The 26,840-nt window shown below is 44.9% G+C and carries 24 protein-coding genes; 12 read left to right on the top strand and 12 right to left on the bottom strand.

Annotated elements, in window-relative coordinates:
- Positions 1 to 27: 27 nt before the first annotated feature.
- From QT998_RS15500 to QT998_RS15485, 4 genes are all read left to right on the top strand, one after another.
- Positions 28 to 1,662, top strand: a complete 1,635-nt coding sequence (locus tag QT998_RS15500; protein ID WP_333092176.1) for a 2-isopropylmalate synthase — start codon at positions 28 to 30, stop codon at positions 1,660 to 1,662.
- A gap of 144 nt (positions 1,663 to 1,806) precedes the next feature.
- Complete coding sequence (locus tag QT998_RS15495; protein WP_333116486.1) at positions 1,807 to 2,607, top strand: class I SAM-dependent methyltransferase; 801 nt, start codon at positions 1,807 to 1,809, stop codon at positions 2,605 to 2,607.
- Positions 2,608 to 2,757: 150 nt separating this feature from the next.
- On the top strand, positions 2,758 to 3,054 hold the full coding sequence (locus QT998_RS15490) for an antitoxin family protein (RefSeq protein WP_333092175.1): 297 nt from the start codon (positions 2,758 to 2,760) through the stop codon (positions 3,052 to 3,054).
- Positions 3,048 to 3,530 carry a type II toxin-antitoxin system VapC family toxin gene (locus QT998_RS15485; protein ID WP_333092174.1) on the top strand — a complete coding sequence of 161 codons (483 nt, stop codon included), beginning with the start codon at positions 3,048 to 3,050 and terminating at the stop codon, positions 3,528 to 3,530. Before QT998_RS15490 ends, QT998_RS15485 begins: the two co-directional genes overlap by 7 nt.
- A gap of 71 nt (positions 3,531 to 3,601) precedes the next feature.
- On the opposite strand, the gene hisC is transcribed toward QT998_RS15485, so the two are convergent.
- The 3 genes from hisC to QT998_RS15470 are packed head-to-tail and all read right to left on the bottom strand — an operon-like array spanning position 3,602 to position 6,269.
- The gene (gene hisC, locus QT998_RS15480) at positions 3,602 to 4,648 is read right to left on the bottom strand and encodes a histidinol-phosphate transaminase (protein ID WP_333116483.1); all 1,047 of its coding nucleotides are present in this window, start codon (positions 4,646 to 4,648) and stop codon (positions 3,602 to 3,604) included.
- A 44-nt stretch (positions 4,649 to 4,692) separates the two neighbouring features.
- On the bottom strand, positions 4,693 to 5,406 hold the full coding sequence (locus QT998_RS15475; protein ID WP_333092171.1) for a glycerophosphodiester phosphodiesterase: 714 nt from the start codon (positions 5,404 to 5,406) through the stop codon (positions 4,693 to 4,695).
- Positions 5,406 to 6,269, bottom strand: a complete 864-nt coding sequence (locus QT998_RS15470) for an alpha/beta fold hydrolase (RefSeq protein ID WP_333116480.1) — start codon at positions 6,267 to 6,269, stop codon at positions 5,406 to 5,408. Before QT998_RS15470 ends, QT998_RS15475 begins: the two co-directional genes overlap by 1 nt.
- A 371-nt stretch (positions 6,270 to 6,640) precedes the next feature.
- Between QT998_RS15470 and QT998_RS15465 the strand changes: the two genes are divergently transcribed.
- Entirely contained in the window at positions 6,641 to 6,859 is a 219-nt protein-coding gene (locus QT998_RS15465; RefSeq protein ID WP_333092169.1) for a hypothetical protein, read from the top strand.
- A 62-nt stretch (positions 6,860 to 6,921) separates the two neighbouring features.
- On the opposite strand, the gene QT998_RS15460 is transcribed toward QT998_RS15465, so the two are convergent.
- The 4 genes from QT998_RS15460 to psaK all read right to left on the bottom strand — a co-directional run bounded on the left by QT998_RS15460 (position 6,922) and on the right by psaK (position 11,477).
- Positions 6,922 to 7,731, bottom strand: coding sequence for a DUF928 domain-containing protein (locus QT998_RS15460; RefSeq protein WP_333092168.1), 810 nt, complete (start codon positions 7,729 to 7,731; stop codon positions 6,922 to 6,924).
- 38 nt (positions 7,732 to 7,769) lie between these two features.
- Positions 7,770 to 9,734: a CHASE2 domain-containing protein gene (locus QT998_RS15455; RefSeq protein WP_333092166.1), complete on the bottom strand. Its 1,965-nt coding sequence runs from the start codon at positions 9,732 to 9,734 to the stop codon at positions 7,770 to 7,772.
- A 180-nt stretch (positions 9,735 to 9,914) separates the two neighbouring features.
- Entirely contained in the window at positions 9,915 to 11,111 is a 1,197-nt protein-coding gene (locus QT998_RS15450; RefSeq protein WP_333092164.1) for a site-2 protease family protein, read from the bottom strand.
- A gap of 81 nt (positions 11,112 to 11,192) precedes the next feature.
- Entirely contained in the window at positions 11,193 to 11,477 is a 285-nt protein-coding gene (gene psaK, locus QT998_RS15445) for a photosystem I reaction center subunit PsaK (protein WP_194069813.1), read from the bottom strand.
- A 136-nt stretch (positions 11,478 to 11,613) separates the two neighbouring features.
- On the opposite strand from psaK, the gene QT998_RS15440 reads away from it, so the two are divergent.
- From QT998_RS15440 to QT998_RS15430, 3 genes are all read left to right on the top strand, one after another.
- Positions 11,614 to 12,261 carry a phosphoribosylanthranilate isomerase gene (locus QT998_RS15440; RefSeq protein ID WP_333092162.1) on the top strand — a complete coding sequence of 216 codons (648 nt, stop codon included), beginning with the start codon at positions 11,614 to 11,616 and terminating at the stop codon, positions 12,259 to 12,261.
- A 417-nt stretch (positions 12,262 to 12,678) separates the two neighbouring features.
- Entirely contained in the window at positions 12,679 to 13,230 is a 552-nt protein-coding gene (locus tag QT998_RS15435) for a CPBP family glutamic-type intramembrane protease (protein WP_333092160.1), read from the top strand.
- A gap of 45 nt (positions 13,231 to 13,275) precedes the next feature.
- Positions 13,276 to 14,574: a HEAT repeat domain-containing protein gene (locus QT998_RS15430; protein WP_333116478.1), complete on the top strand. Its 1,299-nt coding sequence runs from the start codon at positions 13,276 to 13,278 to the stop codon at positions 14,572 to 14,574.
- A gap of 169 nt (positions 14,575 to 14,743) precedes the next feature.
- Here QT998_RS15430 and QT998_RS15425 read toward each other — a convergent pair whose 3' ends face one another.
- The 3 genes from QT998_RS15425 to QT998_RS15415 all read right to left on the bottom strand — a co-directional run bounded on the left by QT998_RS15425 (position 14,744) and on the right by QT998_RS15415 (position 17,422).
- Positions 14,744 to 16,417, bottom strand: a complete 1,674-nt coding sequence (locus QT998_RS15425; RefSeq protein ID WP_333116476.1) for a BamA/TamA family outer membrane protein — start codon at positions 16,415 to 16,417, stop codon at positions 14,744 to 14,746.
- Positions 16,418 to 16,738: 321 nt separating this feature from the next.
- Positions 16,739 to 16,939: a hypothetical protein gene (locus QT998_RS15420; RefSeq protein ID WP_194069799.1), complete on the bottom strand. Its 201-nt coding sequence runs from the start codon at positions 16,937 to 16,939 to the stop codon at positions 16,739 to 16,741.
- Between the two features lie 225 nt (positions 16,940 to 17,164).
- Positions 17,165 to 17,422 carry a hypothetical protein gene (locus QT998_RS15415; protein ID WP_333092155.1) on the bottom strand — a complete coding sequence of 86 codons (258 nt, stop codon included), beginning with the start codon at positions 17,420 to 17,422 and terminating at the stop codon, positions 17,165 to 17,167.
- Between QT998_RS15415 and QT998_RS15410 the strand changes: the two genes are divergently transcribed.
- The 4 genes from QT998_RS15410 (at position 17,397) to QT998_RS15395 (ending at position 21,961) form a co-directional block, all read left to right on the top strand.
- On the top strand, positions 17,397 to 18,224 hold the full coding sequence (locus QT998_RS15410) for an alpha/beta fold hydrolase (protein WP_333092154.1): 828 nt from the start codon (positions 17,397 to 17,399) through the stop codon (positions 18,222 to 18,224). The genes QT998_RS15415 and QT998_RS15410 overlap by 26 nt on opposite strands.
- 125 nt (positions 18,225 to 18,349) lie before the next feature.
- Positions 18,350 to 19,828, top strand: a complete 1,479-nt coding sequence (locus QT998_RS15405) for an ATP-binding protein (protein WP_333092152.1) — start codon at positions 18,350 to 18,352, stop codon at positions 19,826 to 19,828.
- Positions 19,829 to 20,317: 489 nt separating this feature from the next.
- Positions 20,318 to 20,677: a VOC family protein gene (locus QT998_RS15400; protein ID WP_194069792.1), complete on the top strand. Its 360-nt coding sequence runs from the start codon at positions 20,318 to 20,320 to the stop codon at positions 20,675 to 20,677.
- Positions 20,678 to 20,680: 3 nt separating this feature from the next.
- Entirely contained in the window at positions 20,681 to 21,961 is a 1,281-nt protein-coding gene (locus QT998_RS15395; protein WP_333092150.1) for a recombinase family protein, read from the top strand.
- Between the two features lie 605 nt (positions 21,962 to 22,566).
- On the opposite strand, the gene QT998_RS15390 is transcribed toward QT998_RS15395, so the two are convergent.
- Positions 22,567 to 23,700, bottom strand: coding sequence for an adenylate/guanylate cyclase domain-containing protein (locus QT998_RS15390; protein ID WP_333092148.1), 1,134 nt, complete (start codon positions 23,698 to 23,700; stop codon positions 22,567 to 22,569).
- A gap of 36 nt (positions 23,701 to 23,736) precedes the next feature.
- A complete protein-coding gene (locus QT998_RS15385; protein ID WP_333092146.1) occupies positions 23,737 to 26,808 on the bottom strand; it encodes an ATP-binding protein in 3,072 nt (1,023 codons plus the stop codon).
- Positions 26,809 to 26,840: the final 32 nt, after the last annotated feature.

Genomic DNA, 26,840 nt, shown 5'->3' with positions numbered 1-26,840 from the left:
AAATCAGGAAAACACTTTTTTAGAGCTATGAAAACTCAACCAAGTCAAGACCGGATTATTATTTTCGATACGACTTTGCGGGACGGAGAACAATCTCCGGGCGCATCTCTGAATGTGGATGAAAAGCTGACGATCGCTCGCCAGTTAGCTAGATTGGGCGTGGATGTGATAGAAGCGGGTTTCCCTTTCACCAGCACGGGAGATTTTGAGGCCGTCCAAAAAATAGCGCGATCGGTCGGCACGGAAAATGGGCCGACAATTTGCGGTTTGGCAAGGGCGAGAAAGCCGGATATCAAAACAGCAGCCGAAGCTCTGAAACCAGCGGTAAATTCGCGAATTCATACGTTTCTGGCTACGTCTGACATTCACTTGGAATATAAGCTGAAAAAGACGCGGGCTGAGGTTCTGGAAATTGTGCCGGAAATGGTGGCCTATGCTAAGTCTTTTGTGGAAGATGTGGAGTTTTCGCCGGAAGATGCTTGTCGTTCGGAACCAGAGTTTTTGTATCAGGTTCTGGAACGGGCGATCGCCGCCGGTGCAACTACTGTGAATATTCCCGATACTGTCGGCTACACGACTCCGAACGAGTTTGGGGCTTTGATTCGGGGAATTAAAGAAAATGTGCCGAATATCGATCGGGCAATTATTTCAGTTCACGGTCACAATGACTTAGGATTGGCTGTTGCTAACTTTTTGGAAGCGGTAAAAAATGGTGCCAGACAGTTAGAATGCACGATTAACGGGATTGGCGAACGGGCGGGAAATGCGGCTTTGGAAGAGTTGGTAATGGCGCTTTACGTGCGGCGACAATATTTCAATCCGTTCTTGGGCCGGCCAGCCGATTCTGAAGAACCGCTGACGAATATTGATTCGCGCCAAATTTACAAAACTTCCCGCTTGGTTTCCAATTTAACGGGGATGTTGGTACAGCCAAATAAGGCGATTGTCGGCGCAAATGCTTTCGCCCACGAGTCGGGAATTCACCAAGATGGGGTGCTGAAAAATAAGCTGACATACGAGATTATGGACGCTGAGTCGATCGGCTTAACGGAAAATCAAATCGTACTGGGCAAATTATCCGGCCGCCACGCTTTTCACACTCGCTTAAAAGAGTTGGGTTTTGAAATGGCTGACGATGAGCTAAATAAGGCTTTTGTCAAGTTTAAGGATTTAGCGGACAAGAAAAAAGAGATTACCGATTGGGATTTGGAGGCGATCGCCAACAACGAAGCCCACCAAGCACCGGAACTGTTCCGGTTAGAATTGGTGCAGGTTTCCTGCGGCGACAAATCTCGCCCGACAGCAACCGTTACGGTGCGGAATCCATCGGGAGAAGAATTGACGGATGCTGCGATCGGCACTGGGCCTGTGGATGCGATTTACAGGGCAATCAACCGCGTGGTAAACGTACCGAATGAGTTGATCGAGTTTTCTGTACAATCGGTGACAGCCGGCATAGATGCGATCGGCGAAGTAACAATTCGTCTGCGCCACGAAGGGAAAGTATTTTCCGGTCACTCAGCAAACACCGACATCATAGTCGCCTCCGCAGAAGCATACATCAGCGCCTTAAATCGACTGTACGTGTCATTGCAGCCTGAAAAATCCTCCGAACAGCCAACTGCGATCGCCAATCAAGTTGTTGCACAAGCACAGCGCTGATCAATTTGCAGTCAACCATCTTGCTTAAACCAAACCGCAGACGAACCCAGATCGAAGCAGAGCAAACTCAATTAATCTGCCTTAATCCGCGTTCATCTGCGGTTAAAAAATTAACTTAATTACCTAAAAATAATCATGTAAAAAATGCAAGAAGAAACCTTAAACAAAGAGCGAGAATTCCACGATGCCTGGGCATCAACAATAGATATTGACGGCATTCGAGTCAATGATTACTTTGAAGCTTGTACTGCCCCAGAAAATAGATTTATCCTCAAACAAATCGGCGATATTACCGGGAAACGCCTCTTAGATTTAGGCTGTGGTGCCGGAGAAAATAGCGTTTATTTTGCCAAAAAAGGCGCGCAATGCGTAGCTGCAGACTATTCTCAGGGCATGGTAGATGTGGCCATGAAATTGGCAGAAAAAAATGGCGTTATCATAGAAGGTTGCACTGTCAATGCAATGGCGCTAGATTTTCCAGATAACAGTTTTGATATTGTTTACGCTTCTAACTTGCTGCACCATTTACCGGAACCAGAAAAAGCAATTCGCGAAATGCAGCGCGTGCTGAAACCAGGGGGAAAAGCTTGTTTTTGGGACCCGATGAAGCACAATCCGGTGATTAATGTTTACCGCAGAATGGCGACTGAGGTGCGAACTGAGGATGAAAGTCCTTTGGATATTAATATTGTGAATTTTGTCGAGTCTTTGTTTTCAAAGACGGCTTACGATACATTTTGGCTGGCGGCGCTGTGGATTTTTTTACGCTTTTATTTGATCGAGAAAATACATCCCAATGAGGAGCGTTACTGGAAAAAAATTATTATTGAACAAGAGAGATTGAAACCGGAATATTCTCGATTGGAAGGGTTGGATGGGTTTTTAAAGAAGTTGCCTTTGATGAAGCGGTTGGCTTGGAATTTGGCTGTAGTAGCAACGAAGTAGTTACAATTTCATAAAGTAGCGCTAGATATTACCCCCCCAACCCCCCCGCGATTTCGGGGGGGCTAAGACTTCATCTATAGTACATCTTTAGAAAAATGGTATAATTAAAAGAAGTACAATAAGTCAAAGCATTTAATTAAGAGGCTAAGTATGCCCGAAACTATTACTGCTGTGTACGAAAACGGGGTTTTTCGTCCCCTGACTCCTTTGTCGTTGAATGATGGGGAAACTGTGCAGATTCAACTCTGGCTTGACGATTCAAAAAAGCAGGCAGAATTGGCAATCCAGTTGTTAGTCGATCGAGGATTGGTGACTCCACTACCTAACACTCCCCAGAATGTCGAGGCTCTAACCGACGAAGATGTGTATGAATTGGCTAAAAAGTTAGGGGGAAAACCGGGGAAGCCTCTATCAGAAATGATTATCGAGGATCGCGGCCCGTGGTAAACATTTATTTTTTGGATAGCAGCGCTCTCATCAAAAGATATGTGGTTGAAATTGGCAGCCCTTGGATCAAGACTCTCACGGATTCCCAGACTGGTAACTCGCTGCTTCTCATCCGCATTACCTGGGTGGAAGTTCTTAGTGCCTTTGCACGAAGACAGCGTGAAGGCGGTATAAATGCTGCAGAAGTTGCTGCACTTATTCAAAATTTTCGCTCTGAATTCAATAGTCGGTATAGAGTTATTGAAGTTGATGAGGCACTGGTTGAAAGGGCGGGTGAACTGATTGTTCAATATCCGCTGCGGGCTTATGATGCTGTGCAATTGGCGGCTGCTTTGCGCGTTCAATCTGTTTTAAGATCAATGCCAGAAACTCAACTAATTTTTGTTTCGGCGGACAACCGATTGCTGGATATTGCTCAGTCGGCCGGGCTGGCGATCGACAATCCTAATAATTATCCCTCATCAAACGGTTCGTAGTGCGGACTTTAGTCCGCAATATAGAGCGGACTGAAGTCCGCACTACGAACCTATATTAGTGCGATCGTTATTTAGAGAATTTCCTTCAAGGTTTTAAGTAATATTTGATTCTGTTCTTCCGTACCTACACTAATTCGCAATTTGTCTTCTAATCGCGGCTGATTGAAGTATCGAATCAGTATTCCCCGTTGTTTCAGTGTTTGATAAATTCTTTCTGCATCGCCGCCCAGCGGCCTAACTAACAAAAAGTTGGTTTGCGATGGCCAAACTTCAAAGCCTAATTCTTTGAAAATGACGGCTAGTTTTGCTCTGGAAGCCTTGACTTTTTCGGCGTTGGCTGTTTTGTGCTCTGAATCTGCGATCGCACTCGCCGCCACTGCATAGGCTACAGCATCAACATTGTAGCTGTCTTTGATTTTATTTAATTCAGCCAGCAGCAGCGGATTTGCTATAGCAAAACCCAACCTCAATCCTGCTAGAGAATAACCTTTTGAAAGAGTTCTCAAAACTATAACATTACTGTACTTTTTTGTCAACTCCAAAGCATTGTCTTCGGCGAAATCTACATAAGCTTCATCAATGACAAGAATACCCGATAACTCTTGAGCCAATTTCTCCAAATCTGCCACAGAAATAGCTGTTCCCGAGGGACTGTTGGGCGAGGCTACAAATGTCACAGCACCTTTAGCAGCTATTAGCAAATCGACTGGTAACTGGTAGTCGTCTGGATAGGGAACTTCGACAAATTCTGCATCTTGAATTTGTGCCAAAGTGCGGTACAATACATAGGTTGGCGCGGGACAAACAATCTGTTTTCCCGGTTCGCCCACAGCACGAACTATCAAGTTCAATAAATCATCGCTGCCGTTACCTACAGCAATCCAATCGTCAGGAACTCCCAAAACTTGACTAGCAGCGATGCGGAATTTTTTACCCGTTGGATCTGGATAGCGCCGCAGCATTTCTCCGTCTATTTCGTGAAGCACTTTTAAGGCTTTTGGAGAAGGCGGATAGGGATTTTCATTAGAATTTAATTTAATAATTTTTGTGCCTAGCGGTGGCTGTTCTCCCGGCACGTAACCCGACATTTCCTGGATGCTTTGGCGAAAATAATTCATCTATTATCTGGCGTTAATCTGCGTTAATCTGCGGTTAAAAAAGATCATATCAAACAATTAGTGACAATCCGAGTTATACCCAAATCAATTAATTTTTGCCTATCTTCTGGATCGTCCACCGTCCACACCACAATGTCAACTCCCTGACTCCGGCTTTCTTGAATCAGTGCGGGATTTTCCAGCAAAATGCGATACTGGCTGCTAATCAAGCGATCGCCATGCGCCACAGCTTGAGATAATTGAGTTTTGTATGCTTCTAGATTAGCAACGATATGTCCGATCGCCAAATCGCCAGACAGCCGCCGCACTTGTGCCAAAAATCCATCACTAAACGAGGTAATAACGCATTTTTCTTTGATTCCTGCACCATTCAAAGTATTGACAAAATCCGCAACTTCTGCATCCGACCATTCGCAATGGGGCTTGACATCAAAATAGAGAAATTTGTCAACTTTTTTCAGGATAACTAATGCTTCTGCGAAAGTAGGGATTTTTTGTCCTGAAAATTCATCGCTAAACCATTTTCCCGCATCAAGTTTCTGCAATTGAGACAGAGTTTGTTCCCTGACTTTACCAGAAAATCCAGTGATTCTATCTAGTGTTGTGTCGTGAAAAATCACCGGTACGCTGTCGGCGGATAGTTGGATGTCAAATTCGATCGAATCGGCTCCACGGGCGATCGCCAGTTCAAAAGCTGCTAAAGTATTCTCGGGGGCGATCGCCGAAAAACCCCGATGTGCGATAATTTCTACATTCACTATCTCGCCCCCTCTAAAAAATTGGCCACAGTTTGATTAAAAGTTTCCGGTTGAGTCAAAAAACACCAATGATTCCCCGGTACTTTGGTAGCGGTAAGATTTTTCAAGTATTTCTTGTAGGGCTGCATTTGCCAATCCATGCGATTTACGCCTTTTTCCGGCTGTACGAACAAAGTTGGAATTTCAATATTTTCAGTCAAACCGGCAACTTTCATCACTTCTGCAAATATCTGATTTCTGGCGGGAATCGTAAATTTACTACCCCAACTTCCGTCTAATTTTTGTTCGACTTGGTGTTGGAATATCATTTGCTGCGCGTCACTCCAACCAGCGTATTCTCCCGATTGTTTGGCTGCGGCTTCTGCTTGGGATAAACTCGCAAACGGGCCCATACATTTGAGACAGTCTAATTTTCGGTAAACAATTGGGAGGGTGAGTTTCATCGCTGCGGGCAGTTTGGTGATGAAGATCGGGTCTACTAAAATCATACTGCAAAAGCGATCGGGGTTTTGTCTCGCCCAAATCGGTGCTAGTTTTCCCGTCCAAGAATGTCCTAAAATGTGGCAGGAAGACCAGTTGAGATGTGCCATCAAAGCTTCTAAATCTGCGATCGCACTTGCAAAAGTATAGCCTGTTTCCGGTTTGCTGCTCTCTCCGTGGCCGCGCATATCCGGCGCTACAATATGATAGCGGTTCGCCAAGTAATTGCCGAGGCTAGTCCAGACAACAGCACTATCTGCTAAACCGTGCAACAGCAACAAGCGCGGAACTTTTTCTGCTTCTTTTTTGCTCTCGGTTGCTGAGTTCCATTCTAGGTAAGAAAGTTCAATTTCTGGTAATTGCAACCTGTTGCGTGCCGGCATAATTAGCGGTAGTTTTTAGCGGTTGTTAGCAAAAAAGGGTGGATTTTGTACCTAGATTGTGTGTTAGATGATTCGGCGGTTGAAACCGCATCTACACAAACAATGTCGGCCTGCGCCGACTAAAAAATAAAGGGGGTGGCTAACCCGGAGTTGGTAAGTAGTAAGACACAATTAATTACACAAAACTCTGGGCTACAAGCCTTGTCTAGTAAAGAATCAGCAAAAAATCAGTTTGTAATTAATTCTGTCCAATTACTTATTATACCAATTCCGGTTGCACTCCTCATGATGTTAACAGTTAACTGTTAACAGTTAACTGTTAACAGTGAATTTACTCTTCTGATGAAGAGAGGATTTGATATTACTCGTCTATGGCGCGATCGCCAGCCAAAGCCTACAATTATCGCAATATCCGCACTTTACGAATAGTAGAAACCGGGTTTCTAGGATTTTTGCTCAATCGTAGACTTCTGGCAAAAGTTGTTTTTTCGGATGTTGCTTTGAGCAACGCTTTATACCAAATCCGGGTTTTGGAGATTCTTTACGAACCAGTCGGAGCCGGCCGACTTTGTTTTTGTAGACGCGGTTGAAACCGCCGCTTTGTCTGGGTTATTTGGAATTTTTTGATAAAATTTGCTCGTCTTCAACTACTTTATGGTTGTGGTTCAGATACTTCAGTTTGGACGATCGGCTCTTTGGCAATTTTGCTCAATTTCACTGAATCCAACAAGCTTTCCCAATCAGCCTTGAGGGTTGGATCGTCAGGCTGAGCCCGTCTTGCTGCAGCTAGGGTGCTGATGGCATCTTGCCAAATCCCATTTTCAGCATAAATAAAGCTTTTCTGGCGCGGATCTGCCTTTTCTAATTGACTGCGGATATCTGGACTGAGTTCAACTCGCCGCACAGTACCCATTTGGAACAGATCGCCGGATCTATCTTGAGGATTGTCGCAAATCACTGTCAAACTCCAACGGTAATTTTTTCCTACTTCCAATGGCGGCACATTTTTATTAGCGGGGATACGAACCTCGACAGTCCCTGATAAATTGCTAATTTGGAGAGTCTGTTTATAAATCTCCTTGTCGTTTGGATCTAGCAGACTAAATTCGGCTAATTTCGCTCTTATTGGAGGCCAGTTGAAAAAGAATGTTGGATAGTCGGAAACAGTCCGTGCGAAGTTATTTGGAGGAACTAAGGGTATGAGATATATTGGATTTGGGTTGGAGTCGAGCGCGCAGCCGCCGCGCGTAATTCGTGGTGTTACTGGTGGCTTGAACTGCATATCTATATCTTCACGGGGCTGAACGAAGCGCGGCCCTCCCGATTGAGTCGGCGGTTTGCCTGGGTCTTCCCTCGGCTCTAGCTGTGCCAGACTTGCCAATTGGCAAGTATTAAATGTTGCTATCAATAATATGCAACCAAAGGCGATCGAGTTGAGCCGAAAATTACTAATTTTTTTCATCACCGTTGCCAATGTTTTTTAATGTATATTGTCTCTGTTTACTGTACCCATTTTTTTTCTCCCAACACGCGGTATACATTAACTTTTTGTTCCCTGCCTTTTAAAGGTAAAGATCCCCAAGATTCTACTTCAAATTTTCCTTCTAGATGTACTAAAGTTTCTTCGCCAATCAAGATCCGGCAGGTGTCTTCTTGCCGATGTTTTTCGCAGCTTTCGAGGCGAGAAGCGATATTTACACTGTCGCCGATTACTCCATATTCTAAACGGGTTTTGCCTCCCAAGCTGCCCACGACGATCGGCCCTGTAAAAATTCCGACTCGCATTTTTGCCGCTGGTAAACCGCGATCGCTCCAATTTTGATTCATGGTTGGTAAGCGCGAACTTATAGCTAGAGCGCAAGATACCGCAAGGCGAGCATCTTCGGCAATTGCTTCGGGAGTTGTGCGGGGAATTGGCACCCCAAATACTGCCAGCATTCCATCTCCGGTAAATTTATTAATTACGCCTTGATGTTTTTGCACTTCCTCGGCCATTGCTGATAAATACTCATTTAACCAAGGCATTACTATTTCTGGGGGTAGTTTTTCAGAAATTGTGCTAAAACCTTGCAAGTCAGTGAGCAGCATTGTAGCAGTTACTTTTTGCCCTGGCAATAGCCCGGACTGGAGGAGATGGACGCGCTCTTTCCACAAAGCATTGGCGATCGCCGGTGAAGTTTGTTGTCCTAACAGTTTCATAACAATTTCTTGCTGCTGTCTTGACTGATGGTACTTGTAGGTGATGACGGCTACAGGGGCGATCGCCAAGGCCAGAGTCGGCGCTGTCACAGGTATCCACCCTTGTTGAGTGAATAGAAAAAATGTGAATCCCCATAAGATGCCGCCAAGTGCGATCGCGCTAACGGTGAAACTGAGCGTATTTTCTAGCCGCCAAGCCAAACAGCCGCCAACTCCTCCCCAAACAGCAATCCAAAGCATTTCTTGCCATTCATCCCAAAACCAAAATAGCCCTTTACCATCTAAAACGGCGCTGATAATTTGGCTAGTTGTTGTTGCGTGAATCAATACTCCAGGCATCAGGCGGTTTTCGCTGACAGTAGCGCTGTAAGGAGTAGAAAAGATATCTCTTACAGTTGGGGCTGTAACGCCGATTAGCACTATTTTATCCTTGACCAATTTGGGGTCAACTTTTCGCTCCAAAACTTGACTTAGTGTCACCGTATTTGCGACATTTGTAAGAGAGCGGTAATTCAGCATGATTTGATAGCCTTGACTATTAATTATCTGATACCCTCCTGAATCCGGCTTCAGTCGCCGAAACACTGTTTTTCCTATTTGGATTTCGTTATTTGCTGTAATTATTGTTTCTATTTTCTTGGTGTCAAAATAGTTATAAGCCAACCGCATTCCCAATGAATTAAGCGTCGAATTTTCATAAAAAGTAAACAGAAAATTGCGGCGAATTATGCCGTCTGGATCGACGATTAAATCGCTAAATCCTATCTGTTTTTTGGGTAGTTTCGGAGGGGGTCCAGCTCGCTCGCGCTCGGAGTTGCCGAGGGAGGTAATCGCGATGATTTTGGGGTTTTTGAATTGAGCGGCCAATTCTGCATTTCCCGGTTCGTAGGGGATATCGCGAATAATATCCATACCAATAACTGCGGGTTCGAGACGGGATAATTCGGCGAGCATTTTTGCTAAAACGCGATCGGAAATTGGCCATTTCTTAAAAGCACGAATATCCTGTTCTGTGATTTTTACTACGAGTAATCTAGGGTCAGCGCCCGGATCGGGACGCAACTGTACCATCAGGTCAAAAGCTTTTAATTCCAATGGCTGCAACCAACCTAAATGTCGCACTCCTAAGAGAGTTCCCGTCACGACAATCCAGGTAATCGCCAGAGGTTGCAAGTCAGCGAAGGGGAAGGAATTAGTTAAGTTTTTCCAACTCCAACGTTTCTCTCCCAATTGATGATGGAATCTCTTAAAGAATTTGGGCATCATAATTCTTTTTTTTCAAATTTATTGGACAAAGTGCGATCGGAGGCGGTCATAATTAAAAGAATAATGCGATCGCCCTGAAGTTCCTTACAGTAAGGAAATTAGCTTTTCAGGTTTAAGGTTTATTTATGCACGCCTGCTGGCATCTTAATGTCAATAATGCCAATGATTGATGCCCAATTTTTAATTTTCCTGTGCTGTTTTGGCGATCGCATTTAACTGTAATCCCTGGGGATAAATGTTTTCTTCTTTGCTGCGCTTGATGTCGGCTTCGGAAATCTGGGGTTTGAGGTATTTCGCCAAAACTTTCACGATGTCGCCCCGATCGATCGTCCCTACGACTGAACCAATAGGCGAGAGGACGATGATTCGGGGGAGTTGACGGGCTTCCATGCTGTTAATGACTTCGGCGATGGATGCTTTTTGTGAGACTGTGGGGGTTTTTCCTAGGGGTTGCAAAATGTTGTGCAAAGTCTGAATTTGCCACTGACTGCGTTCTGTCAAGCGGATATCGTCGATCGACACTAAGCCCAAATCTCGCCCGTTGGTCGCAGCAATGTAAAATGGAAACGGGTTGACTTCTAACAAATAGCGATCGGCAAATTCTCGCAAACTCAAATCTGCATCTACAACTCGAAATTCGCGGCTCATCGCATCAGCCGCTTTAGTTGTGAGCAAAGCTTCTTGCAGAGCAGCAAAGTCTCTGTAGGCTGTGGCATTCCGAATCGCAAACCAGCCGATTAGCGCAATCCACAAGCCGCCGTACTGGCGCGCTAACAAACATACACTTACACCAAAAACAACCGCCAACCAACCCAAAACTTGTCCTGTTTTTGCCGCCCAGCGAATGCCGACAAATCGAGAGCCGGTAATTTTCCAAATAGCTGATTTTAAGACTTGTCCTCCGTCCAAAGGCAAGCCGGGAATTAAGTTAAACAATCCCAAAACTAAATTTATTTCTGCTACCCTATCTGTTACAATAGCAATCAAACTTGTTTGAGGGAGAACTTGAGAACCCAAACCGAGGATTAAAAACAGCGCGAAGCTGATCAGAGGGCCGGCGATGGCTACTTGAAATGCTTGACCGGGAGTTTTTGATTCCGAGTCGATCGATGCAACACCACCAAATAAGAATAGAGTAATAGAATTAACTTTAATCCCTTGCGATATGGCAGCCAAGCTGTGTCCTAGTTCGTGCAACAGCACGGAAGCAAACAGCAGCAGAGCTATGGCTAACCCAGCACTCCAGGAGAGCGCAGGCCCCCACAAGCGGTAACTGCTAGCATATTCGCGGGTTGCGAGGGCTAAAATTATAAACCACGAATAATCTATCAGTAGGGGGATGCCAAATAAAGACCCGATTCGCCAACCTGTCTGCATGAAATTTTCCTGGGAAAGGAGAGCAAGAAAGAGTTTCTATTATATCTGTTCTTCTCCTTGCCTTTCCCGTTGCCGCGGTTTCTACAGAACTCCGGCGTTACCCAAGCCCAAGATTACTCCAGCCCCCAACAAGTGGCCGAGGCTGGTTGTTGCCAGCAATTCCGGGATGCCGAAGCCTTTGAACATTCCGGGGACTGCAACGGGTAAAGCAGGGCCTTTGCCTCGGTTTTGCTTGTTGATGCCGTAGTAGCCGATCGCGATCGCCAGCAAATTGCATAAAATCATTGTCAGGCCTACCATTGGCGACCACTCCGGCGTTGAGGGAGTGGTAGACTGTATGGCTAACAGTAAAGATGAGTTAATCATGTTGTTATTTCCTGATTTCACAGATAATATCGAGCGCTACAAAATTATAAAAAGCATTCTGCATTAAACTAAAATTTGTTTTATTAATTAACAATTTGTTTATATTTTGATACAAATTCATCGCGGAGGAAAAAAAGTGCGGGTTAAAATTTGCGGAATCACGAAACTCGATCAGGGAATGGCGATCGCCCGTTTGGGAGCTGATGCTTTGGGGTTTATCTGCGTGCCCGCTTCCCCGCGCTATGTCAGCCCCCAAACTATTCGCCCGATCGCGATCGAGTTGCCGGAAAATGTCGATTGCATCGGCGTTTTTGCTAACACCACAATAGAAAACATCTGTCAAGTAGCGATCGAGTCAAATTTAAGCGGGGTGCAGTTGCACGGAGATGAAACAGCAGAATATTGCGCGAGACTGCGGGAGTTTTTGCCGGGAATTGAAATTATCAAAGCCCTGAGAGTTAAGACTCCAGAAACTTTAGCGACCGCTGCTATTTATGCCCTTCACGTCGATACTTTACTGCTGGATGCTTACCATCCCGCTCAACTCGGCGGTACTGGCAAAACAATAGACTGGGTGATGTTGGCAGAGTTTAAACCGCCTTGTCCTTGGCTGCTCGCGGGCGGTTTAACACCGGAGAATGTTTTAAATGCAATTGATAGCGCCAAGGGCAGTAATTTCAGCGGTGTTGACCTTTCTAGCGGCGTAGAAATAGCGCCGGGGAATAAAGATTTGACCAAAGTTGCTCAGTTGTTTGCTAACTTAACTCAAATTGCTAATCATTGATAATTGGTAATTGAGAAAAAGCTAATTTGTAACACATACTTTGTGCTTTTGATTCTGATGTACTAGACTTGAGTTGCAGAAGTCGGATCTCGATCTTTTAACCGCAGATATCGGGCAGATGTAACCAACGATTGACGCAAATAATTTCAGGGTGTTTGCCGATTTTGGGAATTGCTCGTCTGCTCAGTTCCCTCGCGCACCGCAATTCAAAAACTCGGTTTCTCCATCGCCCGTCTCTCGAAAAGCAGGCGCAACCTTCAAAGAAACCGAGTTTCTGCGATAATTTACGCATCCTCACCAAGAGCGAGGAAGAAACCCGGTTTCTGATTCCTCGCACACATCCCAGAAACCGGGTAATGACAAGGCCTTATTCCGACTACTAATATAGCCTTAAAACTTTTAATGTTAAATTTGATTATGTTAAATTTTAGTGCGATCGGGCTGCTGGACTTACTGGCGCGCCGCCTCACCCTGGCTTTTTCAACTATTCCCGATTTCACCGACTGGCTGGTTGCAGCTATGCTGGTGCTAGCTTACACTGCGATCGCGCTTCCCGTCGGTTTTTGGTCGGGATTTCTGAAAATAGACGTGCAAACCTCTTGGCCTACCATTACCGGAGTGCTGATAGGCTGTTTGTTAAGTCCGGGGCTTAGCGAGGAAGTATTTTTCCGCGTGTTAATGCTGCCGCACCTTCGGGAGAATGTTCCTGGGTTAATGCTGTGGTTTTGGGGATGGGCGAGTTTGGTGCTGTTTGTAGTTTACCACCCGCTGAACGCGCTGACTTTTTATCCGATCGGTCGATCGACCTTTATGAATCCAGTGTTTTTGCTGCTAGCGGCAATTTTGGGAGTAGCGTGCTCCATCGCATACCTGCAAAGCGGTTCCATCTGGCCGGCGGTAGCGGTTCACTGGCTGGCTGTGACAGCTTGGCTGCTGCTATTAGGCGGTTACAGGAGGCTGTATGGTTAAATGTACAAAGTCCAGCATCACTATATTGTCAGGAGGAACTCCATCGTGGGTATCATAGGAGCGATCGTAGGTTTTTTGGCAGGGGTAGCAGTTGCTTACTCATTAGTGGAAAAACGATTAAAAAAGCAAAAACAAGAATACTTGCAGCAAACCCGAAGAATAGCTCAGGATATAGAACTAGCTCAGATATCTCGGATGCAGCCCACTGCCGATTCCCAGCCAGGAGAACAGGAAGATAAGCTTAGACAAGCCACTGTCGAACACGAAAATTTACTCAGACAAGTTACAACTCAATACGAAAGTCAACTCCAACAAATTGCCGCTCAATACGAAAATCAACTCCAACAAGTTCGAGCAGAACGCGATCAACTCCAACAAGTTGCTGGCGCACAGGAAAATCAACTCAAACAAGCCAGCGAGGAATTAGAGGCAGCTCAGAATGCTAAATTGCAAGAAAACCTGCAATCTTTGCAATCAGAACACGAAAATCATTTACTCAGAGTTGCTGACGAATTGCATCACAATTATCAAGCTCAAATCGAGGAACATTTGCAATCTTTGCAATCAGAACACGAAATTCGATTGAGACAGACTGCCGAGGAATATCAGAACCGCGAGGTTGAGATGCAGTTACGTATGGAAGCTTTGCAAGAGGAATACGAGAGTCGGTTGCAAGCAGCTCACGAGCAGTTACAAGCTCACGAAACTCAGATGCAGACTACTATCGGGTCTTTGCAACAGCAGTACGAGAATAATGTCCAACAACAAGAAGTTCCCGATCGACAGTTTGGTCAGTTAAATCAAACAGAAGTTGGAGAATATTTACCCGAACCAGAAGTAGGACAGGAACAGTCAAGCGAGTTAAGCCAAACAGAAGCTCAACAAGAGTTAAATGATACAGGTTTTTCGGAGCCACAATCAATTGATTCATATCAACAAACTGAAGTCGAACAACAGCCTGAAATAGCCAGACAATTAGCAACCTATTCGGTGGAGCAATTGATGGGATGCGTTCAAAGTCCAGACTCAGAAACGCGCAAGTTTGCAGCGTCTGCTTTAGGTAACTTGGCTGCTGCAAATGCTCTGACAGACGACAGCCATCGAGTAATAGAAACCTTGGGCCAATTACTTCGAGATTTGCAGCCGGAGGTGCGCGAAGCTGCTGTGGAAGCACTAGGATCGATCGAGTCGGAACAAGTAATTCCGCTGTTGGAACAAGCTTTGCTAGATACAGATAGGGCTGTGGCTGTGGCGGCTAGTGCTGCGCTCAATAGGTTGAAGTTTGATCCGCAGACTCCGGCGGTGCAACCGACAATTGTTGATATTGAGGAAGCAAATAGTTAAGCGGTTACGTAGGGAGCATCTCATTTTTGAAAAAAGCATTTTTTACAAAGCACGCGAACTCTTGCGAGATCGCACTTATCAAATCAAAACTGAGATTCTCCCGACGACTTTCGCGATCGAAAAAAAGTTTTTACCCTAGGGGGCTATAACTTTAATGAGATTGCGGACTTTAAAATCGCTGCTTTGTACCGAGCACAAATTTAGTTTCGCCGGAGTCGCCAATACCCACGTCTAAGCGAATTAATCCAATGGGCGATCGCACCCTTAAACCCAACCCAACAGCCGCCCCAGTCCCCGGTTTATCCCTCACCGAAGCCGGTTTTCCCAACACGCTGTCACCGGTTCCCAAATCCGAAGCAAAATCAACAAATATCACGCCGCCGACATCGCTACCGACGGGAAACCGATACTCGCCGGAAGCCAAAAAATAACTCCGCCCGCTACCAATATCCCCGCTATCGTAACCCCGCACGGAATTGCGCCCGCCGAGGCGAAACGCTTCTGTTGGGGGCAAATCTCCGATGACAGTCCCCCCTTGCAAGTTAAAAGCCAGCATTTCTGGCAGGTTTTCGGACTCGCTGATGCCGAGCAAAGTGACGGGGATATATTGTATATAGTTTGCCAAGAGGCGGTTGCTCACAATGTTCCCGCGTCCCAGAGGTATGGACTGCTCGGTGCTGAGGGTGAGAATCGAGCCGCTGGTGGGGTTAAAGGGATTGTTTCGCCGATCGCGCGTCGCGCCAAAAGAAACAGTGTATAACTCATCCACGCCGGAACCGCTGAAAGTGAGAGGATTGCCCCGTTCGTCGCGGCGAGCAATATTTAAGTTGCGATCGCGCGTGCTGATATTGGTATAATTCAATCCTAAAGTTCCCCGCCAATCGCCCAAAGGTCGCGTAACTGCGAGATTTCCCCCGATCCGAATTTCCCGAACTCGATCGCCGTTGGGCAAATCGATATCCTTGTTGAAAATTTCGGAGATTTTGCGATCGCCAAAAGCTCTCACACTGTATCCCAAACGGTCTTCGGCAGCAATGTAAGGGCTGACAAACTCGACATCGTATTGGATACCTCGGAGGCTGGGTTCAAGTTCCACCGATAGCTGCTGTGCGTTGGTGCCGAAAGTGCGATCGACATAGGAAAGAGGAATAGCAACACCAACATCATCGCTAATGCTAGCACTCACGCCAAAAGAACGAGCCGATCGCTGTTGGACATTGTAAATTACATTAATATCCGTCCCAACTTCTTCAGTAGAAACCGTCACCTTGTCAAACAATCTCAACTGCTGCAACTGCTGCAAGTCAGATCGTACAACTTGCTCGGTGTAATTATCCCCCGCCTTTAGTTTGAGCTCGCCCCGAATAAAATCTTCCGAAATTCTGCCAACAATCGGATTGCCTTTTTTATCAACTGCTTCGCCTCTGGAATTGACAAAGCGAATTTTCACCTCAGCCACATAAACGCCTTCAGCATTTCCCGCTTGACTGATTTGTCGAGTACCGTCTAGCTGTCGGGCGTTGCTGTTTACCGGTTCGGTTTCGGGTTTGGTGGCGATCGTCCCCGGAGTTTGTAACACAGATGTAAAATCTTTATGGCGATTCGACTTGAGAGAAGGCGATTTAACTTCTCCAGTAACCGCGAGCTCATCAGATGCCGGCAAATCCCGCACAATTGGACTCACCTCATCCTCATCCCTCTGCGCCCTCTGCGCCTCTGCGGTTGCTTCTCTAACCTCCACTTGACGCGGTGCATCTGTCAGATCGAGAGCCCGCGCCGACAACTCTCCACCAGCCACCTGCGCCAGAGTCAAAAATGCAATAATCGGAATTCGCATCAGCATAAAATTTAAGCATACTCAACGCATATTACCGAAAATCGGTAGCGATGCCCAATATCAAATCGGGATTTAAACCGCGTTTACTCTAGCGATTCCCAGTATCCCCTCGCGCCGAGGCGGACGAAAGTTCGTACAGGCGCGGTTTCAACCGCCAGATAGCATCGCGCCTGCGGACACGATCAAACGAGTACAACTCACAAATTCACTACAATTAGGCGAAAAGAAACCCGGTATCTTCAAAAATACCGGGTTTCTGTGATGCGCTGAAAATTTGCCAAAGGTCGATCGCGGGCGATCGTAAAATTGGGGAAACCAAAAATTTATTTATAGAAATTGTCTAGAAACACGTTTCTCAAAATGAGCCTGAGTCTGCTGCAACAATTGTTCGCGACTGTCCTTAGCGGTAGTAATGCTAGGGAGCAAATTGCGAGCTTGTAAAGTCATGTGAAGCTGTAGGTGTGCGACGTACTCACTGACGTCTTCGCGCACGGAGCAAGCTGGGTAACGTTTTAAAGTAGAGTTCAAAGTGTTCTCCTGCTTTGAGTTTGCAGTAGTTTCAATAACATTAGAGAGTATCACGGTCTACGTCTAATTGCCTACTCCGCAATGAAGTTTAACCTTTGGGAGGCTTTTTTGTTACAAGTGTTTACATACAATATTGCTTAAATAAATAAATCTACCCGATCAAAGGTAAAATACCGATCGCTAAAAAGCCCGCTGTGTATGTCTTCTTCCTTCTGTCCTAGATAACTAAAGCCCTCTCCCCTCTTCCTGATGACGTTGTACCGAAAGCTCGGAGGCGACACACTGATGACTAATGACTAATGACTTCTTCCCTCTTCCCTCTTCCTGATGACGTTGTACCGAAAGCTCAGAGGCAACACACTGATGACTAAGGACTAATGGCTTCTTCCTTCTTCCTTCTTCCTTCTTCCTTCTTCCTTCTTCCTTCTTCCCTCTACTTATAAGGAGTCGATCGCCCGTGCAGTCAATAGCAATAGCACACAAACACACACTAACCACATTTGTCAATAGCAGCAGCCAAACAGCCGCCTACCTCGACATCGGCAGCGGCCCACCGTTATTGCTGCTGCACGGTTTCTTCGGAGAAAAGACTTGCTGGCTGCCATTAATTGAAATATTGCAATCTCAGTTTCGGTGCATCAGTTTAGATATGTTAGGTTTTGGAGAATCCAGCAAACCACAAATCCAGTACGACGTAGCCGTAGAAGTTGCCTTTGTGCGACAAGTTATAGAACAACTAAACATCGAACCCTGCAGCATCATCGGGCATTCTTTTGGCGGTTGGGTAGCCTCTGCATATGCCCTCAAATATCCTAATTCCGTCAGCAGTTTAATATTAGCAGCACCAGCAGGAATTCGGGACGACAGTTTTTGCGGTCAATACGATGCTTTGCGGCCGCTGCTGTGGCAAACCCCAGTAGTTGATTGGGCCTTGCAGTTGGCCAAACCTGTGGCTCGTCTTGCAGGAAAAAGTGACAAATTGCAGGAAATTTCCGGGTGGCGGCGCGAGTTAATGTCTCAACCAGTAGCCCGGTCATTTTTAATGAGCCGGATGCGGCCGGAAGACGCAGTTGATACAGTCGAAAAAGAAATTCACAAATTACAAATTCCTACCTTAGTCATCGCAGCCGATAGCGACGAAACAATTCCTCTGTGGCACTGTGAAACCTACGCCAAGGAGATACCGGGGGCAGAATTAGTAATTATTCCCAACGCCACCCACGGGTTGCCACAAACTCAACCTCAATTCATCGCGAAGTTGATTTGTAATTTTTTGGATAATTAAGAAAACCTTTGCCAAAAGCCGAATTCTAAAAATTGTGATAGACAACTAATGAAAAATAATTGTATTTTAGGATACTACTTCAACAGAAAATACATAATATATTGGTAGTATTGTAATTTTTTTTTATGTCTATCACACCTTGTGTCAGCACGAAATACAGACATTTAGTAGATTCTGAGGTATTACGAATGGCAGTGCGGAGCAACTACTTTAATCTGGAAGAAATTACCACAGCCAGAAAAGTTAGTGCTGCAGTAATCAACATCAGTGGCCGCCAGCGAATGCTTTCCCAGCGATCGGCTTTTTTTTGCATGAGGTTAGTTTGCTCTCAGAATGCCGCAGAAAGAGCCAAACTGCGGGGGAACTTGTTAGAGGCGATCGCGCTTATGGCAAAATCGCACCGCGACTTAATTAATACTCACAGCAGCAACTTATTGAGTCCCCCTTCATCCACCGTCAAAGCAATGTATTTTGAGGCGCCGCTGTACCTAGACAAGCAAGTGCGCGAATATATCGATCGAATAAAAGCATTAATGCAAGTTCCCGATGCCGAACTCAGCCTTGAAAATCCCGATCTAAAGTATATTATCGCAGCAGCGGGCGACGAATTGCTAGCAGCTTTCGATGCTGTCGTGAGTCAGTACCAGCAAGAAAGCGAAATCGAACAATTTGAAATCGACTTCAAACAGATTGAACTGTATCAAGAAAGCTGTGCTGCTACCTCGAAAGCCGAAGCTCAAGCCGCCGAGATCGATCGCGCACTTCGCGAGCTCAAACAAACTCAAGCCCAACTGATGCACAGCGAAAAAATGTCTTCGATAGGAGCATTAATGGCCAGCATCGTCCACGAAATTAACAACCCAGTTAGTTTTATTCACGGCAACTCGATCCATGCCAAAACTTATACTGAAGATTTGCTGCACCTGCTATGTCTCTATCAAGAATACAATCCTAATCCCTGTGCCGAAATTAAAAAGACAATCGCAGAAATAGACCTCGAATTTCTAGTTGAAGACTTGCCTAAAGTTATGTCTTCCATGCAAATTGGTGCCGAACGAATTCGCGAAATTGTCAAATCTATGGGCAGCTTTTCGCGAACAGATAACAGTAAAATGACGCAGTGCGACTTGCACGACAGCATCGACAGTACCATCTTAATTTTGCGAAACCGTCTCAATGCTAAAACAGACCGTCCCGACATTCAAATAATTAAGAATTATGAAAATATTCCTGGTGTTGAGTGTTATGCCGGACAGATAAATCAAGTGTTTATGAATCTAATTAGCAACGCGATCGATGCTTTAGAGGAGACAGCACAAAATCAGCCCAATGCTGCGTTAAAAATTTATATCCGCACAGAAGTAGCAGGGAGCGATCGCGTGAGAGTGCGGATTACTGACACGGGAGGGGGAATGACAGCAGAGGTAAAAGAACGAATGTTCGAGCAATTTTTTACCACAAAGGCGATCGGTAAAGGTACAGGCTTAGGATTGTCTATTGTCTACAAAATCCTAGTAGAAAATCACCGAGGAACGCTCAGGTGCGAATCAGAAGCGGGGAAGGGAACAGAGTTTATTATTGAACTGCCGGTGGAGCAAATTTAAGCAATTTATCAAACTCAAAATTTATCCAATTTATCCGTAACATTTGCCTAGATTCGATTTTTCGCAGTGAAAAATTACACATATCCTAATTTAGTTGTTTCTAGTTTCCAAATAAAATACCTCGTAATAATTGCCACTCACTTCATCGGCAAGTTACCTAACTTCGGCAATTTTTTAATTGTGAATAGCTGCGAATTCAGCAGATTGAGGTGGAGTAAAGTGCTTTATTTTGGGAATGATATCGAGTTCGGAACTCGCGTAAAATTTTTCGGTTTCAGCCGCTAGGTGAGAGCAGCATTTTTTTGATTGCCAGTGCAAAATTCAGCATTAACTTATATAAATAATATTGCTTAAATTGTGGTAATCAGTATTAAAAGTGACAGCTAGTGTTATCATGTCAAAAATTAACAAACATCAACCAATCTGCGTTGATCGGCGCTCATCAGCCAGCATCAGCGGTCAAAAAATTAATATTCAACAAAAATAAAAATGCAAATTACTCAACCCCTCCACTGTGCTATCCTAGTTTCCCAACTAGAAACATCTGAACACTTTTACAGCAATGTATTAGGACTGCAAAAAATCGATCGAGAATTAAAATTTCTCGGAATCTGGTATCAAATCGGCAACTTCCAGCTTCACCTAATTTTAGCAGCAACAATTATACCAGATGCCATAGATTCCCAAAAATTGGGACGCAACCGACATCTAGCATTTTCTGTGGCAAACTTAGAGGAGGCAAAACAACAATTAATAGCCAGCAATTGTCCGGTACAAATGAGTGCGTCAGGTCGATCGGCATTATTTACCCAAGATCCCGACGGTAACATCATTGAACTCAGCGAGTAACAGATGAAAATCATCGCCTACTCTTACAGCGAACCGCTACTAGAAGCTGCGCCAGCGCCCGAAATTTGGGGCCAAGAGGTCGATCGCATCTATCAAGACTTAGGAGGGCGACAGCAACTGCAACAACTCCTAAAAGATTGCCAAGCAGAACCAGTCAAATACCTATTAATTCAGCGCTTTGAAGAACTGGGCGACACAGTACAGCAAGTGTGCGCGCACCTAGAAAAACTCGAAAACCTCGGCATCGAACTCATTGTCACAGACGAAAAACAAACCGAAAATAGAGCAAACTTACTCAAACTCCTCGCAGAAGTCCAGCGCAGCCAACACAGCCGCAGCATTCGCAAAGGACACGCCCGCAACCGCATCAAATCCCTTCCCCCACCAGGAAAAGCCCCCTACGGCTACCGGCGCGGCAAAGACAAATATACGATCGACAAAACCGCTTCCCCCGCCGTCAAAGACTTTTTTGATCACTTTCTCATCTACGGTTCCCTGCGCGGTTCCGTGCGCCATTTAGCAAAGAAATACAACAAAAAAATCTCCGTCAGCACAGGCCGCCGCTGGCTGACAAATCCCGCCTACCGAGGCGATTTAGAATATCAAAAGGGCCAAGTCATTTCTAACACCCACGTCCCGATTATTTCCAGAGAAGAAGCCGCCCAAATAGACCGATTGTTGCGCCGCAACCGCCACCTTTCTCCCCGCAGCGCCAGCGCCCCGCGTTCCCTCGCAGGTTTAGCAATTTGTGCGGAATGTCGATCGCCCATGACAGTCGCAAAAGTCACCTCCTACCGCAAAGATCGAGAATACCTTTATTTGCGACCGATTAACTGTCTGTCCCAGCCCAAATGCAGCGGTATTTCCTACGAAGAAGTATTGCAATTAACTATAGCAGGAATTTGTCGGGATTTGCCCGATGCCGTCGCCCAGTTGCAAATGCCGCAGATGAACGCAATTAAAGCAGGAATTGCCGGATCTATCTGCTCGAAACAAGAAATCATAGAGCAATTACCAGCCCTGATTGAAAGTGGCATTTTTGACAAAGAAACCGCCGAACTGAGAGCCTACAAAGTCCGCACGGAAATAGCCGAAATGCAAAGCAGGCTCGCACAATTGCCCCCAGTCAACTTGCGAGAAACCGCGCAAACAGTTTCTCTTCCCCAGTTTTGGCTGGATTTGTCGGAATCGGAACGCAGGTTTTATTTTCGTGAGTTTATCGAGCGTATTGAGATAGTCCGGGAAAATTCCCTATTGAAACTGCAAATTATTTTCATTTTTTAACAGTCGTAAATCAGCCCGGACTTGCTATAGCCCAATACGGTTTACTTAAGACGATCTCCCTGGCACACCCCTTAAAAAGGGGGGAACAAGAATCCCCTCAAAGTCCCCCTTCTTAAGGGGGATGCGAGGGGGATCTCCGGGGCATAAATATGTTAAGTGAACCGTATTGTGCTATAGCCTTTCTCAAAAAGGTGATATCATTTCCGGTCGATTACCATAGAAAATACTGTTTGTGCGTGTCCACAAAAGTACCAAATATTGAGCGTATGCAAGCCCGCACTACGAACCTTACTTATTGTGGTAAATCGATCCGACACGATCTGAGAATTCAGTCGATTTTAGATTGAATAATTTTAGTCAACGTAGGGTGCGTCGCCAAGAACAACTCTCGCTATCAACTACAATTAAACGAGTGACGCACCCTACAACTGATAACTTAAGTAAACCGTATTGTACTATAACGGTTCTCAAGCGTGGTGAGGTATGCCCTGTTTGGCCTGCGCGGGCCTGTTTGGCCAATGCCCTGCGCGGGCCAATGCCCTATCCCGGATAGTACCTCCTATTAGAGCTCTAAAGACTATATAACTTAGCAATGAGTTTTAACTCTATTTTTTAGCCTTTAGCCAATAAACAATTAACTCTCCTTTACCTTTAACCGCGATCGCGCCTCTTTCCTCCAATACATACCGCTCTTTTAACTGCTCGCAAACAGCCGAAGTCACTTGAATATATCCCGGTAATCCTTGACATTCCATGCGAGAAGCAACATTAACAGTATCTCCCCACAAGTCATAAATAAATTTTTTAGTGCCAATCACCCCAGCAACTACTGGGCCTGTATTAATGCCAATCCGAATTTGAAAGGGTTCGCCCGTGTCGGTTTTAAAATCTGCGATCGCATCCTGCATATCCAACGCCATATTTGCGATCGCCCCTACATGATCTGCCATCGGCACAGGTAAACCCCCCGCCACCATATAAGCATCCCCAATTGTTTTAATTTTTTCCAAACCGTGTTTTTCAGTTAGTTCGTCAAACTTTGAAAAAATTTTATTGAGAAACCTTACCAATTCTAGCGGTGAAATTCTGGCAGCAAGAGACGTAAAATCGACAATATCTGCAAAAAGAACTGTTGCTGACTCAAACCTTTCAGCAGCAGAACCCTCGCCTTTTTTTAAATTTTCAACAATCGCAGCCGGTAAAATATTCAGCAATAAATGATCCGATTTGTTTTGAGCCAGCCGTAAAGCTAGCTCAACTTTCTGCCGATCTTTAATTTCCTTTTGCAATCGATCGACAAACTCTTCTAGTTGCTTAGTTTGATGTTGAAGCAGTCGTTGCTGATTTTGAATTATTAACTGATTTGCCACTCGTGCTAATACTTCTTTACCTTGAAAAGGTTTAGTAATATAATCAACCGCTCCCACATCAAAGGCTTTCACCTTATCTGAAGCGTCATCTAAGGCGCTTAAAAAAATCACTGGAATCGAACTGGTTTTTGGTGAAGCTTTCAAGTTTGCACACACCTCATATCCATTCATTTCTGGCATCATCACATCCAGCAGAACTAGAGTCGGCGGAAACTCCTGCACCGTCGCCAGAGCTCTTTTTCCGTTCAACGCTTTGCGAACCTGATAGCCTTGTTCAGTTAGGATTGTAGATAAAAGCCGCACGTTATCTGGTTTATCATCAACTACTAAAATGGTGGCTGGAATTGTAGGAGACTGATTGCTGTTCATGCGATCGCTAACCGTATTTTTTCAAAATCCAATATATTAAGAGTCACAGGCCTTAATGGCAGACTTCGCTAACTCAATAATATCATCAAACAGGAAATCACGTGCTAAATCAGTTAAAACCTGTGCAGAGACAGCAAACTCTACAGGCATCTCCTCAATCAACCGAAGAATCTTATCATCGTAGCATTCATGAGCAGCATCATGGATATTATCCAGCCACTCACTAGGCATTTGAGCGAGTTGTAATCCTACGGATTCATTGCTGCTAACCCCACTCAATTCGCTTTCGTTTTCAAGATTATTATCAACAGATTCATCGTAAACATAGCTAAGTCCTAAGTATTTCTCTATGATAGCAAACAAGATTTTAGCCTCAAACGGTTTACGCATAAAATCGTCGCAGCCTGCTGCTAAAATAGTTTTTCTTTCCTCTTCAAAAGCGCTAGCTGTGAGGGCGACAATCACCGTTTCTTTTCCGAGAGGATGAGATTTAATTTGTCTGGTTGCTTCATAACCATTCATTACAGGCATCTGCATATCCATCCAAATCAGGTGCGGTTGCCAATCTTTCCATACATTAATAGCTTCTTGACCATTTTTAGCTTCTCGCACGAGGAAGCCTAGCGGTGACAATAATCTATCTATGACTAGACAATTATCGGCACGATCGTCAACCACCAAAATCCGGTACTCTGGTTGATCTGGTGCTAAACCAATGACTTTTTTATGCGGTTTAAGCATTTGAATTTCGGTGGCATCGGCCAGACCCAGTTGAATATCAAATGAAAACGTACTTCCAAAATCAGGTGTACTGCTGACAACAATATCCCCTCCCATCATTTGGACAAATTTGCGACTAATTGGTAAGCCTAGTCCGCTTCCCTGTTCGGATTTATAACCTGCTTTTGTTTGCTCGAATGGTATAAATAACTTATTCATTTCTTCTGCAGCAATGCCGGGGCCAGTATCTTGAATTTCAAACTGAAGGTGTAAAGATACCGGGCGAATAGAATTCGAGTCTGCACAATCAAAATTCGCAGGCGCGGACTTTTCATATCCCCTGTCGGCGGTTTTTGTTTGCGTGCCTTTCAACTCTACATTTTCAGTCGCCAAATTTTCTTCTACCTTATTTTTCATTCGCAAGGTAACGCTACCCGTCTCTGTAAACTTAATGGCATTTCCGACAAGATTAATCAAAATCTGGCGCAATTTACCCTCATCTCCATTAACAAAGTACGGTACATTTTGGGCTATTTCAAATTTTAGCTGCAATCTCTTAGATTTAGCTTTCAGTCGAAACATTTCTTCTAGGGTTTCTAGCAGGCGAATTAAATTAAAACTGCTTTCATTAAGTTGAATTCTGCCTGCTTCAATTTTGGACATTTCCAAAATATCATTAATTAGCGAAAGCAAATGTTCTCCGGCGCGATTAATAATTCCTAAGTGTTGTTGGTGTTCGTTGTTTAGGGATGAATCGCGCACCATCACCTGACTAAATCCCAGAATTGCATTCAGGGGAGTACGCAATTCGTGACTCATAGAAGAAAGAAATTCACTTTTGGCGACGTTGGCGGCATCAGCCACCCTGACAGATTTTTGCAGCGCTGCTTCTGCCAACTTGCGATCGGCAATTTCTGTTTTCGCTTGTTCAAATAGCGTACATTGCTGGATGGCAATTGCTAGCTGTACAGAAATTTGCTTGAGAGATTCTATCTCAGAAGAGTTCCACTGTTTTTGACTGCGGCAGTGATGAGCAATTAGTAAGCCCCATAAATTTTCCCCTTGCAAAATAGGAACCACGAGGTTAGCTTTAATTTGAAACTGGCTGAGTAAATTAATGTGGCACTCTGAAATACCAGCCGTATAAATATTATCGATCGCCCGAACGCGCCCCTGCTGGTAAACAGAAATATAGCCTTCGCGAAAACAAGGGTCATTAATGTCAATTCCTTGAATCTGCATCACACCCCTTGCTACCGATTCGACAGCTATAAATCCGCTCCAATCTCGGTTGAAACGGTAAATAACAGTCCTGTCTGTTGACAAGAACTCGCGAACTTCTTCAACAGCCATTGTCAGAACTTCTTCTAGGTTAAGAGAAGAGCGAATCCGCTCTTGAATGGAATTCACCAGTCGCTCTCTTTTTAGTTGCTGTTGCAAAGCTGCTTCTGCCTGTTTGCGAGCAGTAATATCTACTCCATAACCAACACACTCCACAGGTATGCCAGCAGCATCTTTGACCAACTTAACCTCATCGTAAATCCAGCGATAATTACCGTCTTTGTGCCGTTCGCGGTATTCGTAGGAAATCGATTCTTTTTCCAATATTTTAGCGAAGGCCGTATCTACAATTTCTCGATCTTCCGGGTGAACGAGGCTGTGCCAATCAAGGGAACCTTCAAAAAAATCTTGCGCTTCGTAGCCAATCAGTGAAATAATGTTCTCGCTGACAAAGGTTACGTCATAATTTCCCCCCACTTGGCAGCTAAAAATAACTGCGGGAGTAGTAGCCAACAAATATTGCAAGCGTTCGGTAACAGAGCGCAATTTTAACTCGGCTTGCTGGCGATCGCGAGCTTCAGTTTCTAAGGAAGTGTTAGTTTCTGTCAACTGTAGGGTACGCTCTTGCACTTTAATTTCTAAATCTTCATAGGCGCAGCGCAGAGCTAATTCTGCATTTTCACGCACGGCGATTTCCCCCTGTAATTTGATATTAATTTCTTCTAATTCTTGAGGGCTTTTTAATGATAAAAACTGCGGAATTAGCCCGAACAGCGTTCCGGCAGTGTAGCAGGAAACGAGACCAGTCACTCCTTTTTCAATCCCGGACAGCCAATAAGCGGAATGCCATAGCGTCCAAATATCTATCAAGTGACCCGTACCGCAAAGAACAATAAATGTACTAAATAAAGCAAATATTCCTGAGAACGGAACGTCGCGTCGCTTCAAAATAAAATAAATCAGCATCGCCGGAATTGAATAGTAGGCGATCGCGATTAAAAAGTCGCCGGTTACGTGCAGCCACACCAAAGGCGTTTGCCACAGATAGCAGTGACCGTGCGGCATATACTGAGTTGGAGAAAAGATATTTTTGACTATTTCCCACATGATTTTTACAGGCAAATTATATTAAGTGCAAC

It is taken from the genome of Microcoleus sp. S1D4, from assembly GCF_036700765.1.
GTDB lineage: Bacteria > Cyanobacteriota > Cyanobacteriia > Cyanobacteriales > Microcoleaceae > Microcoleus.
Note: the sequence above shows the minus strand (reverse complement) of the source record. Positions and strands in the feature narration are given on the sequence as shown.